Genomic DNA, 18,247 nt, shown 5'->3' with positions numbered 1-18,247 from the left:
CGTCGCCTCCGTCTGTCGTTCGCTTTCGTGGGTTCGCTGACGTCCCGCTAGCGGCCAAGGTCTTCCGGGTCGGCGGAGTTCTCCCGGCCCAGCCAGTCGGAGATACCGCGCCAGACCTGCGCCAGCACCTCCGGGCGCGCCATCTCCGTGTGCCTGCAGGGAAGATGGGCCTCCGTCACCTGGCCGGACACGTTCTCCTCCCAGGCCGCCGCGCCGGGGGCGGCGTCCTCCGGCTTTCCTTCACCGGCGGACAGAAGAAGCAGGTCGCCGTCGAAGACACCCAACTCGTGCTGCCGCAGGAGCCTGGCGGCGTTCTGGAACATGCGCAGGTTGCCGGGCCTGCGATGCCTCTCCTCACCCTCGAACTCCGACTCGGACCCCGCCGCGCCGCGATCCGGGCCGGGCGCGTCTTCCCTCGCTTCGTCGCCGGACCTCTCTTCGCCCTGCTTCGGTGGCACCGCGTCCAGGGAGACCAGCGCCCCGACTTCCTGGCCGGCCGCCCGCAGCTGTACCGCGATCTCGTGGGCGATGATGCCACCGAACGACCAGCCCAGCAGGTGGTATGGGCCAGTCGCCTGGACCGACCGCATGTACCGGATGTAGTCCGCCGCCATCTCCTTGACCGAGCCCGCCGGATCGCCCGAATCCCGGACGCCCCGGGCCTGGAGCCCGTAGAGCGGATACTCCTCCGGCACGTACTGGGACAGCGGCATGTAGCACCAGCTAAGTCCGCCGGCCGGGTGTACGCAGAAGAACGGCGGCTTGCTTCCGCCGGGCCGGATGGGGAGGAGCACGTCCAGTTCGTTGCCCGCGTAGGGCAGGTCGAGGCGGGTGACGAGGCCGGCGGGGGTCGGGGCCTCGAACACGGCGCGGACCGAGAGGTTGAAGCCACGCAGGCGCAGTCGTTGGACCAGCGCCACGGCCAGGAGTGAGTGTCCGCCGAGGTCGAAGAAGTTGTCGTCGACGTTGACGCGTTCGACACCGAGGACTTCGGCGAAGGCCTCGCACATCGCGTCTTCCGCGGCCGTCGCCGGGGCACGTCCGGTGTCGGCTGTGGCGTATTCGGGGGTGGGGAGTGCGGCTCGGTTGAGTTTGCCGTTGATGGTCAGAGGGAGTTCGGGCAGAGAGACGTAGGCTGCGGGGATCATGTAGGCGGGGAGGCGGGCGGCGGTGTGGGCTCGCAGGTCGGCGGTCAGGGTGGTGGTGGCTGGGTCGGTGGTGTCGTGGTGACTGGGGTCGATGGTGGTGGTATCTGGGTCGGTGGTGTCGTGGTGACTGAGGTCGATGGTGGCTGCAGCTGGGTCGGTGGCGGTGGTTTCGGGGACGATGTAGGCGATCAGGCGGGTGTCCCCGGGAATGTCCTCACGGGCGACGACGGCCGCCTGGGCCACCCCGGGATGCGCGGTCAGCACCGCGGCGATCTCACCCGGCTCGATCCGGTGCCCCCGCACCTTCACCTGATCATCCGCCCGCCCCGCGAACACCAGCCGGCCCTGCGCCGTCCACCGCGCCAGATCCCCCGTCCGATACATCCGCTCACCCACACCCCCGAACGGACACGCCACAAACCGCTCCCCCGTCAGCCCCGGCCGCCGCAGATACCCACGCGCCAGACCATCACCCGCCACATACAACTCACCCACCACCCCCGGCGGCACCGGCTCCAACGAACCATCCAGCACAAACACCCGCGTACTGAACACCGGCCCACCGATCAACACCTCACCCGCATCCGGATCACACCGCCACAACGTGGCATCCACCGTCGTCTCCGTCGGCCCATACGAATTGAACATCACCCGCCCCCGCGACCACCGCGCCATCACCTCCGGCGGACACTCCTCACCCGCCGTCACCACCACCACACCCGGATCCACATCACCCTCGTCCAACAACGCCAACACCCCCGGCGGCAACGTCACATGCGTCACCCCCTCCCGCGCCAAAAACCCCGCCAACTCCCCACCCAACCGCTCCTCCTGCGGCACCACCACCAACGCCGCACCCGTCAACAACGCCATCGACCACTCCCACCCGAACGTGTCAAAACCCGCCGACGCAAACTGCGCCACCCGACACCCCGGACCCACACCCAACAACCCACGATGACCCGCCACCAGACCCGCAAACCCCCCATGCGACACCACCACACCCTTCGGCACCCCCGACGACCCCGACGTATACAACACATACGCCGCCCCACCAGACCCCACCACCACCGGATCCAACACCCCATCCACCACCGACCCCACCACAAGACCCCCACCACCCACCTCCACCACCGGCACCCCACCCGGCACCCCACCCGCCAGCACACCACTGCTCACCACACACACCGGCCCCGCATCCGCCAGCATCCACGCCCGCCGCTCCACCGGATACGACGGATCCAGCAACAAATACGCACCCCCCGCCCGCAACACCCCCAACAACGCCACCACCAAATCAACCGACCGCTCCAACAACACCCCCACCACCGACTCCGGCCCCACACCCCGACCCGCCAACACCCCCGCCAACCAACCCGCCCGCTCATCCAACTCCCCGTAAGTCAGACTCTCCTCACCACACACCACCGCCACCGCACCCGGATCCCGCACCACCCACTCCCCAAACAACTCCACCACCGAACCCACCACCCCCACCACAGGCACATCATTCCACTCACTCAAGATCTGCTCGCGAACGAGCGGTGACACCACGGCGACCTCACCCAGAGGTGTCTCCGGTGCACCCTCCAGCGCCTCGACCAGGCTTTCGGCAGCGTTCTGCAGCAGCGCGCACACCAGCTCCGGATCCCCCGGCGCCACCGCATCAGCCGTCAGCCCGAACGCGGCCCCCAGATCATCCACCGACACCGACAACGGATAGTTCGTCCGGTCCTCGGTCGACAGCATCGCCACCCCGGCAAGACCACCACTCCTCCCACCACCCCCGCCACCCCGACGAGGCTGACCGCCATGACGGTAGTTGAGCAGGGACGTGAAGAGCGGGGCTGCGGCGGGGACGCCGCTGGCCTTCTGCGCCAGGGCGAGCGGAGCGTGCTCATGCACCAGCAGGCCGGCCAACTGGGCCTGCATCGCCCGCACCGCACCCACCGCATCAAGACCTGCCATGTTTACCCGCACGGGAAGGGTGTTCATGAACGGTCCGGGAATCCGGTCCGCGCCCCGCCCGGAGTTCATCCGGCCCAGCAACACCGTCCCGAACACCACATCCGAGCGCCCCGCCAGACTCGCCACCACCCGCGCATACGCGACGTGGAACAACGTCGCCGGACTCACCCCCAGACGGCGGGCCTGTTCCCGCACCCGCTCTCCCAGTCCGTCATCCACCCGCAGCCGCGCCTGCTGCACACCCGTGCCGTCGCCGCGCGTATCGGCCAGGCCGAACGGCAGCGTCGGCTCCGTCACGTCCCTCAGCAGCTCGGCGAAGAACTCCTCGTGCTCCGCGCGGGAGACCCCCAGTCGGGCCTGGGCCACGAAGTCACGGAACGGCAGCGGCTCAGGGAGAGCATCGCTGCGCCCGGCCATGAACGCCGCGACCTCGCCCAGCACCACCTGCAGTGCGGTGTGGTCCTGGAGCAGGTGATGCACCTGCACCAACCCGAGCCACCGCTCACTGCCCGGCTCGGCCGCCACGTGTACGCGCAGCAACGGTGCCCGTCGCAGGTCCATCCAGCGTCCGGCGAGTGCGAGCAGCTCAGCCTGCGGGTCACCGCCCCCGGTCAGGGCGACCTCGGTGACCGGGACAACCGCACGTTTCCGAACCACCTGCAACGGCTCGGGCAACGCCTCCCACACCAGCCCGGTGCGGTAGATGTCGTGCCGGTCCACGACCCGCTGCAACGCCGCCAGGAACGCGTCCAGCCGCTCACGACTGTCAAAGCCGAGCATCATCGGCACGAGGTACACGTCCGCCTCACCCGGGCCGGTGAGCAGGTGGTGGAAGAAGATGCCTTCCTGCAAAGGTGCCAGCGGATACACGTCGGCGACGTTCGCCGCGCCGCCCTCGACCGACGCGCAGACCAAGTCGATCTGCGCCGCCGTCAGCTCCACCAACGGCAGCATCTCCGGCGTAATCACCTCCACACCCTGCTCAGGGATGCCATTCGGAGGCACCTCCACCACACCCCCGCCACTGCCGGCAGCAGCCAACGCCCCCGGCGTCGGCGCCTCGAACAACACCCTCACCGACACCCCGAACCCACGCTCACGCAACCGCTGCACCAACGACACCGCCAGCAACGAATGCCCACCCAACTCGAAGAAGTTGTCCTCCACCCCTACACGGTCGACACCCAGGACATCCGCGAACACCCGGCACACCAGCTCCTCAGCCACCGTGGCGGGGCCCCGCCCCCCGGCAGACGAATACTCCGGCGCGGGGAGGGCCGCCCGGTCCAGCTTCCCGTTCACCGACAACGGCAGCCGGTCGAGCACCACGACGGCAGAAGGCACCATGTACTCCGGCAACCGCGCGCTCCCAAAGGCACGCACTTCGCCGGACAGTTCGTCGCCCCATCCACCATCACCGTCGGGCACGACGTACGCGACGAGTCGCTCATCACCCTGGGTGTCCTCGCGGGCGACCACCACCGCTCGAGCCACCTCGGGATGTGCCGCCAGGACGGCCTCGACCTCACCCGGCTCGACCCGGAAGCCGCGGACCTTCACTTGGTCATCCGCACGGCCGACAAACACCAGCTGCCCGTCCGCGGTCCACCGCGCCAGGTCACCGGTCCGGTACATCCGCTCACCCGCACCACCGAACGGGCAGGCCACGAACCGCTCCGCCGTCAGCCCCGGTCGCTCGTGGTATCCGCGTGCCAGACCCGTGCCGGCCACATACAGCTCCCCCGCCACACCTGGCGGCACCGGCTCAAGGAACCGGTCCAGGACATAGACGCGGGTGTTGTCGACCGGTCGGCCGATCGGGACAGTCCCACCTGCCGCCTCACTCGTACCGCCGTGCCATGACGTCGAGTCGACCGTGGTCTCCGTCAGCCCGTAGACGTTGTGCAACTCCACGTCCAAGAGGCTCGTAACCCGTTGACGCAGAGCGCCAGTCAGCGCCTCACCACCGCTGAACAGCATCCGCAGACTCGTGCAATCGACCGCGGCGGCCTCGGCGACGAACACCGACAGCTGGGAAGGTACGAAGTGTGCGGCGGTGACTTCCTCACGCCGCATCAACTCCGCCAGGTAGGCCGGATCACGGTGCCCCTCCGGCGCGGCGATCACCAACGCCGCCCCGGACACCAACGGCCACCACAGCTCCCAGACCGACGCGTCGAACCCGAACGGCGTCTTGTGGAGCACTCGGTCCGACGCCTCCAGCCCGAACACCCGCTGTGCCCAGAGGAGGTGGTTGACCAGGCCGCCGTGGGTGACCACCACGCCCTTCGGCCGCCCCGTCGATCCGGACGTATACATCACGTACGCCGCGTGCCCGGCCGTCAGGACCGGACGCGTCCAGTCATCCCTCCCAGCCGGCTCCGCCTCGTCGACGGCAAGCACGGGGACATTCAGATCTGCCGGAAGTTCACCAGCGTGCGCCCGCGTCGTGAGCACGCAGGACGGACGGGCGTCGGTCAGCGTGAACGCGAGCCGTTCAGAGGGATGGTCCGGATCGACGGGGAGATAGGCAGCACCGGCCTTCCACACCGCCAGCAGAGTCACTACCAGCTCGACCGACCGCTCCAGCATGACCGCCGCCACCGACTCCGGTCCCACACCTCGATCGGCCAGCAGCCCCGCCAGCCGGTGCGCCCGCTCATCCAACTCCCCATACGACACACGTTCATTTCCATCCACGACCGCGACAGCGCTCGGGTCCCGCAGCACCTGATCCTCGAACAGCGTCAGCCAGGTCGTCTCCGGCTTTGGTACGACGGTGTCGTTCCAGCCGGCCACCACCTGGTGCCGTTCCGCCTCCGACAGCACCCGGACCTGCCCCACCCGAGCCTGCGGGTCCGCGGCCACCAGCGACAGGACCTTCACCAACCGCTCAGCGACCGCATCCACGGTCCCCGCATCGAACAGATCCGCCGCCCCGGTAACCGACCCCCGCAACCCCACCGGGCGACCCTCAGCGTCAGTCACCTCACCCAATGACACATCGAGATCGAACTTCGCCACCCGCAGACCGCCGGCCACCGGCGCTACCCGCAGATCGGGGAGGTCCAGCCTGGCCTGGCCCAGATTCTGGAGATTGAGCATGACCTGGAACAGCGGATGCCGCGCGAGAGAACGGTCCGGTGCCAGCACCTCAACCAACCGCTCGAAGGGCACCTCCTGGTGCTCCAGCGCCGCCAGGCTTGTCTCCCGCACCCGCCCCAACAGCTCGCCGAAGGTCGGGTCCCCCGACACATCCGTACGCAGCACCAGCGTGTTGACGAAGAAGCCCACCAGGTCGTCGAGGGCCTGGTCGGTACGGCCGGCCACCGCCGTGCCGACGGGAATGTCCTCGCCCGCACCCAACTTCGACAAGAGCACGGCCAGCGCGGCCTGCACCACCATGAACAGGGTCACGCCCTGCTCCCGCGCCAGCGCCGTCAGCTGCGCGTGCACCTCCGCCGGGACCACCAGCGACGCCGTGTGGCCCCGGTGCGAGGCCACCGCCGGCCGCGGCCGATCCACCGGCAGCGCCAGCTCCTGCGGTGCCCCGGCCAGCGCGTCCCGCCAGAAATCCACCTGGCCGGCCAGCACACTGCCCGGATCACCCTCATCACCCAGCAGCTCCCGTTGCCACAGGGTGTAATCCGCGTACTGCACCGGCAACGGCTCCCAACCGGGCGCACGGCCGTCATGCCGTGCCGCGTACGCCACCGAGATGTCCCGCGCCAACGGCCCCATGGACCATCCGTCCCCCGCAACGTGATGCACGACCACGACCAAGACGTGCACGTCCTCATCGATCCCCACCAACAGCGCCCGCAGCGGCACCTCCGCGCCGAGGTCGAACCCGTGCCCGGTCTCCTCCACCACCAGGTCCGCCACCTCACCCTCGGCCACCCGCGCGACCCGCAGCACCTCACCCACCTCACCGACAGTCAGAACCTGCTGATACGGCTCCCCGTCCACCACCGGGAACACCGTCCGCAGCACCTCATGCCGCCCCAGCACATCACCGAACGCCGCCCGCAGCGCGACCACATCCAGCACACCCTCCAGCCGCAGCGCGATCGGGATGTTGTACGTCGCACTCGGCCCCTCCAACTGCGCCAAGAACCACAACCGCCGCTGAGCAAAAGACAACGGCACCCGCTCAGGCCGCTCCCACGGCACCAACCCCACCCGCGCCGCATCCGCACCCGCAATCCGCGCCGCCAACCCCGCCGGCGTCGACGCCTCGAACAACTCCCGCACACCCACCTCAACCCCGAACACCCCCCTCAACCGCGACACCAACCGCATCGCCAACAACGAATGTCCACCCAACTCGAAGAAGTCCTGCTCAACCCCCACCCCCTCCAGACCCAGCACCTCACCAAACACCTGACACATCAGTTCCTCGGCCACCGACACAGGGGCACGCCCAGTGTCGAGCACCGCAAACTCGGGGGTGGGGAGTGCGGCTCGGTTGAGTTTGCCGTTGATGGTCAGAGGGAGTTCGGGCAGAGAGACGAAGGCTGCGGGGATCATGTAGGCGGGGAGGCGGGCGGCGGTGTGGGCTCGCAGGTCGGCGGTCAGGACGGCAGTGTCCGGCACGGTGGCTGCGGCTGGGTCGGTGGCGGTGGTTTCGGGGACGATGTAGGCGATCAGGCGGGTGTCCCCGGGAATGTCCTCACGGGCGACGACGGCCGCCTGGGCCACCCCGGGATGCGCGGTCAGCACCGCGGCGATCTCACCCGGCTCGATCCGGTGCCCCCGCACCTTCACCTGATCATCCGCCCGCCCCGCGAACACCAGCCGGCCCTGCGCCGTCCACCGCGCCAGATCCCCCGTCCGATACATCCGCTCACCCACACCCCCGAACGGACACGCCACAAACCGCTCCCCCGTCAGCCCCGGCCGCCGCAGATACCCACGCGCCAGACCATCACCCGCCACATACAACTCACCCACCACCCCCGGCGGCACCGGCTCCAACGAACCATCCAGCACAAACACCCGCGTACTGAACACCGGCCCACCGATCAACACCTCACCCGCATCCGGATCACACCGCCACAACGTGGCATCCACCGTCGTCTCCGTCGGCCCATACGAATTGAACATCACCCGCCCCCGCGACCACCGCGCCATCACCTCCGGCGGACACTCCTCACCCGCCGTCACCACCACCACACCCGGATCCACATCACCCTCGTCCAACAACGCCAACACCCCCGGCGGCAACGTCACATGCGTCACCCCCTCCCGCGCCAAAAACCCCGCCAACTCCCCACCCAACCGCTCCTCCTGCGGCACCACCACCAACGCCGCACCCGTCAACAACGCCATCGACCACTCCCACCCGAACGTGTCAAAACCCGCCGACGCAAACTGCGCCACCCGACACCCCGGACCCACACCCAACAACCCACGATGACCCGCCACCAGACCCGCAAACCCCCCATGCGACACCACCACACCCTTCGGCACCCCCGACGACCCCGACGTATACAACACATACGCCGCCCCACCAGACCCCACCACCACCGGATCCAACACCCCATCCACCACCGACCCCACCACAAGACCCCCACCACCCACCTCCACCACCGGCACCCCACCCGGCACCCCACCCGCCAGCACACCACTGCTCACCACACACACCGGCCCCGCATCCGCCAGCATCCACGCCCGCCGCTCCACCGGATACGACGGATCCAGCAACAAATACGCACCCCCCGCCCGCAACACCCCCAACAACGCCACCACCAAATCAACCGACCGCTCCAACAACACCCCCACCACCGACTCCGGCCCCACACCCCGACCCGCCAACACCCCCGCCAACCAACCCGCCCGCTCATCCAACTCCCCGTAAGTCAGACTCTCCTCACCACACACCACCGCCACCGCACCCGGATCCCGCACCACCCACTCCCCAAACAACTCCACCACCGAACCCACCACCCCCACCACAGGCACATCATTCCACTCACTCAAGATCTGCTCGCGAACGAGCGGTGACACCACGGCGACCTCACCCAGAGGTGTCTCCGGTGCACCCTCCAGCGCCTCGACCAGGCTTTCGGCAGCGTTCTGCAGCAGCGCGCACACCAGCTCCGGATCCCCCGGCGCCACCGCATCAGCCGTCAGCCCGAACGCGGCCCCCAGATCATCCACCGACACCGACAACGGATAGTTCGTCCGGTCCTCGGTCGACAGCATCGCCACCCCGGCAAGACCACCACTCCTCCCACCACCCCCGCCACCCCGACGAGGCTGACCGCCATGACGGTAGTTGAGCAGGGACGTAAACAACGGAGCCGAAGCCGGTACCGCACTGCCCCTCTGCGCCACGGCGAGCGGAGCGTGCTCGTGCACCAGCAGGCCGGCCAACTGGGCCTGCATCGCCCGTACCGCACCCACCACATCAAGACCCGCGAAATCCATCCGTACCGGCAGCGTGTTCATGAACGGGCCCGGAGTCCGGTCCGCACCCCGCCCGGAGTTCATCCGGCCCAGCAACACCGTCCCGAACACCACATCCGACCGCCCCGCCAGACTCGCCACCACCCGCGCATACGCCACATGGAACAACGTCGCCGGACTCACCCCCAAGCGGCGGGCCTGGTCCCGGATGCGCTCCGCCACGGAGTCGTCCACCCTCCACCGCGCCGACCTTACCGTCGACCCGTCCCCATGGGTATCAGCCAGGCCGAACGGCAGCGTCGGCTCCGTCACATCACCCAACAGACCTGAGAAGTACTCCTCGTGCTCAGCACGCGATACTCCCAGCCTGGCCTGGGCCACGAAGTCCCGGAACGGCAGCGGCACCGGCAACTCGTCCCCGCGGCCGGCCATGAACGCCCCGACCTCGCCCAGCACCACCTCCAGCGCCGTATGGTCCTGCAACAGGTGATGAACCTGTACCAACGCCACCCATCGACCCGGCCTCCCCGGCTCGGCCGCCACGTGCGCCCGCAGCAACGGTGCCTGCCGCAGGTCCATCCATCGACCGGCTACCGCCAACAGCTCAGCCTTGGCATCTCCGCCGTCCGACAACGACACCTCGGTGACCGGAATGACCGCACGCTTCCGGACCACCTGCAATGGCTCCGGCAGTCCCTCCCACACGAGCCCGGTGCGGTAGATGTCGTGCCGGTCCACGACCCGCTGCAACGCCGCCAGGAACGCGTCCAGCCGCTCACGGCTGTCGAATCCCAGCACCATCGGTACCAAATAGACGTCTGCCGCACCGACCCCGGCCAGCAGGTGGTGGAACAGGATGCCTTCCTGCAAAGGTGCCAGCGGATACACGTCGGCGACGTTCGCCGCGCCGCCCTCGACCGACTCGCAGACCAAATCGATCTGCGCCGCCGTCAGCTCCACCAACGGCAGCATCTCCGGCGTAATCACCTCCACACCCTGCTCAGGAATCCCATTCGGAGGCACCTCCACCACACCCCCGCCACTGCCGGCAGCAGCCAACGCCCCCGGCGTCGGCGCCTCGAACAACACCCGCACCGACACCCCGAACCCACGCTCACGCAACCGCTGCACCAACGACACCGCCAGCAACGAATGCCCACCCAGCTCGAAGAAGTTGTCCTCCACCTCCACCCGCTCCACACCCAGGACATCCGCGAACACCTGACACACCAGCTCTTCAGCCACCGTGGCAGGACCCCGCCCACCTGCAGACGAATACTCCGGCGCCGGCAGCGCGGAACGGTCCAGCTTCCCGTTCACCGACAACGGCAGCCCGTCGAGCACCACCACCGCCGACGGCACCATGTACTCCGGCAACCGCTCAGCCGTAAAGCGCCTCAGGTCACCGCCCAGCGGGCCGTCGCCCTCGGGCACGACGTAGGCGACCAGCCGCTTGTCACCCGGCACATCCTCACGCGCGACCACCACCGCCTGACCCACCCCGGGATGCGTGGCCAGGACGGCCTCGACCTCGGCCGGCTCCACCCGGAACCCACGCACCTTCACCTGATCATCCGCACGGCCCACGAACATCAACTGCCCGTCCACCGTCCACCGCGCCAGGTCACCAGTCCGATACATCCGCTCACCTGAATCGCCGAACGGGCACGCCACGAAGCGTTCCCCGGTCAGGCCCGGTCGCTGGTGATACCCGCGGGCCAGCTGCACACCGGCGACATACAGCTCCCCCGCCACCCCAGGCGGCACCGGCTCAAGGAACCGGTCCAGCACATACACCCGCGCATTCGCCACCGGCCCACCCACCGACGGCACACCCACCCCACCCCGCGGCACCCGCCCGGCGGTGACCATCACCGTCGCCTCCGTCGGCCCATACGTGTTCACCAACACCCGGCCACCACCCGCCCACACCCGCGCCACCTCACCCGACAACAGTTCACCGCCCACCAACACCCGCCCCAAACCGGGCACCCCCGCCGGATCGACCACACCCAGGAGGGAAGGCACCACACTCGCGACCCCCACCCCTTCCCGCACCACCAGATCAGCCAACAACCCCACATCCGCCCGCTCCGCCTCCGACGCCACCACCAGACGCCCACCCGACGCCAACACCACCGCAACATCCAGCACCGAACCGTCAAACCCAAACGACGCAAACTGCAACACACCCACCCCAGGCCCAGCACCCAGCACCGGACCCAAAGCCGCCACCAAACCCACCACCGCACCCTGAGACACCACCACACCCTTCGGCACACCCGACGACCCCGACGTAAACATCACATACGCCGCCACATCCCGCCCACCAAGCAAAGGACGCGCCACCGCAGCGAACGCCATCCCCGGATCATCCAGACACACCACCGGCACACCCAGCCCATCCGGCAACCCACCGGACAAAGCCCTGTCGGTCACCACACACACCGGCCCCGCCTCCGCCAACACCACACCCACCCGCTCCACCGGATACGACGGATCAACAAACACATACGCACCCCCCGCCTTCCACACCCCCAACAACGCCACCACCACATCAACCGACCGCCCCAACACCACACCCACCACCGACTCAGACCCCACACCCCGACCCGCCAGCACACCCGCCAACCGACCAGAACGCTCATCCAACTCCCCATAAGTCAACGACTCCTCCCCACACACCACCGCCACCGCACCCGGATCCCCCACCACCCGCTCCGCGAACAACTCCACCCACGTCACCTCAGGCACCGGCTCGACAGCGGCATTCCACCCCGCCACCACGTCATACCGCTCCACCTCCGACAACACCTCAACCTGCCCCACCCGAACCTGCGGATCCTCAACCACAACCGACAGGACCCTCACCAACCACCGACCGATCCGCTCCACCGTCCCCGCATCAAACAGATCCACCGACCCCGTAACCGACCCCCGCAACCCCCCAGGACAACCCTCACCATCAACCACCTCACCCAACGACACATCGAGATCAAACTTCGCTGCCCCCTGTCCGACAGACGCCGGCGCCACCCGCAGCCCAGGCAGGTCAAGCTTCGCCTGGCCCAGATTCTGTACCGCCAGCATGACCTGGAACAGCGGATGCCGCGCCAGCGAACGGTCCGGTGCCAGAACCTCCACCAACCGCTCGAAGGGCACCTCCTGATGCTCCAAAGCCGCCAGACTCGTCTCCCGCACCCGCCCCAACAGCTCACCGAACGTCGGATCCCCCGACACATCCGTACGCAACACCAGCGTGTTGACGAAGAACCCCACCAGATCGTCGAGGGCCTGGTCCGTGCGGCCGGCGACCGCCGTGCCGACGGGAACGTCCTCCCCCGCTCCCAACTTCGACAAGAGCACGGCCAGCGCGGCCTGCACCACCATGAACAGCGTCACGCCCTGTTCCCGCGCCAACGCCGTCAGCTGCGCGTGCACCTCCGCCGGGACCTCCACCCTCACCGTGTGACCACGATGTGACGCCACCGTCGGCCGCGACCGGTCACCCGGCAGCGCCAGTTCCTGCGGTGCCCCGGCCAGCGCGTCCCGCCAGAAATCCACCTGGCCGGCCAGCACACTGCCCGGATCACCCTCATCACCCAGCAGCTCCCGCTGCCACAGGGTGTAGTCCGAGTACTGCACCGGCAACGGCTCCCAACCCGGGGCCTCACCCGCACACCGCGCCGCATACGCCACCGAGATGTCCCGCGCCAACGGCCCCATCGACCACCCATCCCCCGCAACGTGATGCACCACCACCACCAACACATGCACATCCACCCCAACCTCAACCAACAACGCCCGCAACGGCACCTCAACCCCGAGATCGAACCCGCGCCCGGTCTCCTCCGCCACCAGACCCGCAACCTCCCCCTCACCAGCCCGCACAACCCGCAGCACCCCACCCACCGCCGAAGGCGCCAACACCTCCTGATACGGCTCCCCGTCCACCACCGGGAACACCGTCCTCAACACCTCATGCCGCCCCAGCACATCCTCCAACGCCGCCCGCAGCGCACCAACATCCAGCGCACCCTCCAACCGCAACGCAACCGGCATGTTGTACGTCGCACTCGGCCCCTCCAACTGCGCCAAGAACCACAACCGCCGCTGAGCAAACGACAACGGAACCCGCTCAGGCCGCTCCCACCGAGCCAAGCCCACCCGCGCACCACCCGCACCTGCAATCCGCACCGACAACCCCGCCGGCGTCGGAGCCTCGAACAAGGCCCGCACACCCAACTCCACCTCGAACACCGACCGCACCCGCGACACCAACCGCATCGCCAACAACGAATGCCCGCCCAAGTCAAAGAAGCTGTCCTCCACCCCCACTCGTTCAAGGCCGAGGACGTCCGCGAACACACCGCACATCAGCTCTTCGGCCACCGACGCGGGTGCCCGCCCGCCACCGGCCCCCGTGTACTCCGGCGCCGGCAGGGCCGCCCGGTCCACCTTGCCGTTCACCGAGAACGGCAACCCGTCCAGTACCACTACCGCGGACGGGACCAGGTGGTCCGGCAACCGCTCACCCACGTACGCGCGCAACCGCGCAGACAGGTCGTCACGCACACCGTTGCCACTCCTGGGAACCACATATGCGGTGAGCCGCTTGTCACCGGACGTGTCCTCTCGGGCGATCACCACCGCCTGAGCCACACTCGGATGGGCAGCCAACACCGCCTCGACCTCACCCGGCTCGATCCGGAAGCCACGCACCTTCACCTGGTTGTCCGCCCGGCCGATGAACACCAGCTGCCCGTCCTTGGTCCACCGGGCCAGGTCCCCCGTCCGGTACATCCGCTCACCCGGCGCACCCAGCGGGCACGCTACGAACCGCTCCCCGGTCAGGTCCGGCCGACCGTGATACCCCCGGGCCAGCCCGGTCCCGGCCACGTACAGCTCACCCGCAACCCCGGGCAGAACCGGCGACAGACCAGCGTCGAGCAGGTAGATACGCGTGTTGTCCATCGGTCGGCCGATCGGCAGCACCGACGGGACCGCATCGGCGTCCCCAACCAGGATCTGGGTAGCACACAGGGTGATTTCGGTCGGCCCGTACACCTGCCGCACCGCAGCCCCTGGAGCAGCCGCCAGCACCGCCGACACCGCTGCCGACGGAACCACGTCCCCACCTGTCAGCACCTCGCTCACCCCGGCGAAGCACCCGGGGTCCTCCTCCACCAGCATCCGCAGCAGTCCCGCGGTCACATGCACACGGTCGAGCCCGTACTCCGCTACCAGCGACCGCAACACACCAGCATCCAACTTGCCGGCCGGAGCCAGTACCACCGCTCCCCCAATAGCCAGCGTCACCCATGTCTCAAGCACCGACGCATCGAACTCGTACGGACCGTGCCCCAGCATCCGCCCCGGTTGTCCCCAGCACTGATCCACCACCAACTCAGCCAGATCCCGCTGGGTCACCACCACACCCTTCGGCCGCCCCGTCGATCCGGACGTGAACATCACGTATGCCGCCGCTCCGGGCTCAGTCGGCACCGGCACGCCCGTAGGCTCCACCTGGGCCAGTTCCGTGACTACCGCCGGGTCGTCCACCGCCACCACCGGCACCGGCGGAGCAGCAGGCAACCCAGCGGTCAGGCTGCTGACCGTGACCATGCACACGGGCCCGGCCTCCGCCACCAGCAACGCCACGCGCTCTTCCGGATAGGAGGGATTGATGAACAGATAGGCGCCCCCTGCCTTCCACACCCCCAACAGCGCCACCACCGCATCCACGGACCGCTCAAACATCACCCCCACCACCGACTCCGAGCCCACCCCTCGCGCCCTCAAGACACCCGCCAACCGAGAGGCCCGCTCATCCAACTCCCCGTACGACAACTCCACCTCCCCACACACCACCGCCACCGCACCCGGATGCCGCGCCACCTGCTCCGCGAACAACTCCACCCACGTCGCATCAGGCACCGGCTCGGCGGTGTCGTTCCAGCCGGTCACCACCTGGTGCCGTTCCGCCTCCGACAGCACCTGGACCTGCCCCACCCGAGCCTGCGGGTCCGCGGCCACCAGCGACAGGACCTTCACCAACCGAGCAGCGACCGCATCCACGGTCCCCGCATCGAACAGATCCGCCGCCCCGGTAACCGACCCCCGCAACCCCACCGGGCGGCCCTCACCATCAGTCACCTCACCCAATGACACATCAAGATCAAACTTCGCGACACCCAACCCACCCGACACCGGCGCCACCCGAAGACCCGGGAGGTCCAGCCTTGCCTGGCCTTGATTCTGCAGAGTGAGCATGACCTGGAACAGCGGATGCCGCGCCAGCGAACGGTCCGGCGCCAGAACCTCCACCAACCGCTCGAACGGCACCTCCTGATGCTCCAAAGCCGCCAAGCTTGTCTCCCGCACCCGCCCCAACAGCTCGCCGAAGGTCGGATCCCCCGACACATCCGTACGCAACACCAGCGTGTTGACGAAGAAGCCGACGAGATCATCCAGCGCCTGATCCGTACGGCCGGCCACAGCCGTACCGACGGGAATGTCCTCGCCCGCACCGAGCCGGGACAGCAGCACGGCCAGCGCGGCCTGCACCACCATGAACAGGGTCACGCCCTGCTCCCGCGCCAACGCCGTCAGCTGCGCGTGCACCTCCGCCGGGACCACCAGCGACGCCGTGTGGCCCCGGTGCGAGGCCACCGCAGGCCGCAGCCGATCTCCCGGCAGCACAAGCTCCTGCGGTGCCCCGGCCAGCGCATCTCGCCAGAAACCCACCTGGCCGGCCAGCACACTGCCCGGATCACCCTCATCACCCAGCAGCTCCCGCTGCCACAGGGTGTAGTCCGCGTACTGCACCGGCAACGGCTCCCACCCCGGGGCCTCACCCGCACGCCGTGCCGCATACGCCACCGAGATGTCCCGCGCCAACGGCCCCATCGACCACCCATCCCCCGCAACGTGATGCACCACCACCACCAACACATGCACATCCACGCCGACCTCAACCAACAACGCCCGCAACGGCACCTCAACCCCGAGATCGAACCCGCGCCCGGTCTCCTCCACCACCAGACCCGCCACCTCCCCCTCGCCAGCCCGCACAACCCGCAGCACCCCACCCACCGCCGAAGGCGCCAACACCTCCTGATACGGCTCCCCGTCCACCACCGGGAACACCGTCCTCAACACCTCATGCCGATCCAGCACATCCTCCAACGCCGCCCGCAGCGCGGCCACATCCAGCGCACCCTCCAACCGCAACGCAACCGGCATGTTGTACGTCGCACTCGGCCCCTCCAACTGCGCCAAGAACCACAACCGCCGCTGAGCAAACGACAACGGAACCCGCTCAGGCCGCTCCCACGGCGTCAGGTTCACTCGCGCCGCATCCGCACCCGCGATCCGCGCAGCCAAGCCCGCCGGCGTCGGAGCCTCGAACAGGGCCCGCACACTCACCTCGACCCCGAACACCGACCGCACCCGCGACACCAAGCGCGTCGCCAACAGTGAATGCCCACCCAGCTCGAAGAAGTGGTCCTCCACACCAACCCGCGTCAGGCCCAACAGCTCCGCGAACACACCACACAGGATCTCCTCGACCGCGGTCGTCGGCCCCCGCCCACCCTCGGACGTCCCGTACTCCGGGTCGGGCAACGCCGCTCGGTCCACCTTGCCGTTCACCGACAGCGGCAACTCGTCCAGCATCACCACCGCGGAGGGCACCATGTACTCCGGCAGCCGCCCGTCGGCGAAGGCCCGTACCTGCCCAGCCAAGTCATCGTCATCATCCGCACCGGCACCGTGAGCGGCGACCACATACGCGGTCAGTCGCTTGTCACCGAGGCCGGCCTCGCGTGCGACCACCACCGCCTGACTCACCCCCGGATGCGCCGCCAGCACGCCCTCCACCTCACCCGGCTCGACCCGGAAGCCGCGGACCTTCACCTGATCATCCGCACGCCCGACGAACACCAGCTGCCCGTCCGCACTCCACCGCACCAGGTCTCCAGTCCGGTACATCCGCCCACCCGGCACACCGAACGGACACGCAACGAACCGCTCACCCGTCAGCCCAGACCGCCCCTGATACCCCCGCGCCACCCCCATACCCGCCACATACAACTCACCCACAACACCCGCAGGCACCGGAGACAGACCATCATCAAGCACATACACCCGCGTGTTCTCCAACGGCCGCCCCATCGGCAACACCCCCGGCACCAACCCCACATCCCCCACCACCCACTGCGTCGCACACAACGTCACCTCCGTCGGCCCATACAAATGCCGCACCAAAGACTCCGGAGCAGCCCCCAACACCCCCGACACCGCAGACGACGGCACCACATCCCCACCCGTCAACACCTCACCCACCCCAGCAAAACAACCCGCATCCTCCTCCACCAACACCCGCAACAACCCCGCCGTCACATGCACCCGATCCAACCCACCACCCCCACCAACGACCGCAACACACCACCATCCACCTCACCCACCGGCGCCAACACCACCACCCCACCACCAGCCAACGTCACCCACAACTCAAACACCGACGCATCAAACGCAAACGGCGCCCACCCCAACACCCGACGCCCCACCACCTCACCCCAACACCCATCCACCACCAAACCCACCACATCCCGCTGACACACCACCACACCCTTCGGCACCCCCAACGACCCCGACGTATACATCACATACGCCGCCACACCCCCCAACCCACCCACACCCAAGTCCCCCCCATCCAA

General features: G+C 68.5%; 2 protein-coding genes. Both read right to left on the bottom strand.

Features of this window, described 5'->3' with window-relative positions; all coding sequences use genetic code 11:
* Window positions 1–47 precede the first annotated feature (47 nt).
* Window positions 48–17,936, bottom strand: a complete 17,889-nt coding sequence (locus OIE75_RS36245; protein ID WP_329474138.1) for a non-ribosomal peptide synthetase — start codon at window positions 17,934–17,936, stop codon at window positions 48–50.
* Window positions 17,927–18,193, bottom strand: coding sequence for an AMP-binding protein (locus tag OIE75_RS41640; RefSeq protein ID WP_443078470.1), 267 nt, complete (start codon window positions 18,191–18,193; stop codon window positions 17,927–17,929). The genes OIE75_RS36245 and OIE75_RS41640 overlap by 10 nt, the downstream gene beginning before the upstream one ends.
* Window positions 18,194–18,247: the final 54 nt, after the last annotated feature.

Origin of the sequence: Streptomyces sp. NBC_01723 (assembly GCF_036246005.1) — a bacterium.
GTDB lineage: Bacteria > Actinomycetota > Actinomycetes > Streptomycetales > Streptomycetaceae > Streptomyces.
Note: the sequence above shows the minus strand (reverse complement) of the source record. Positions and strands in the feature narration are given on the sequence as shown.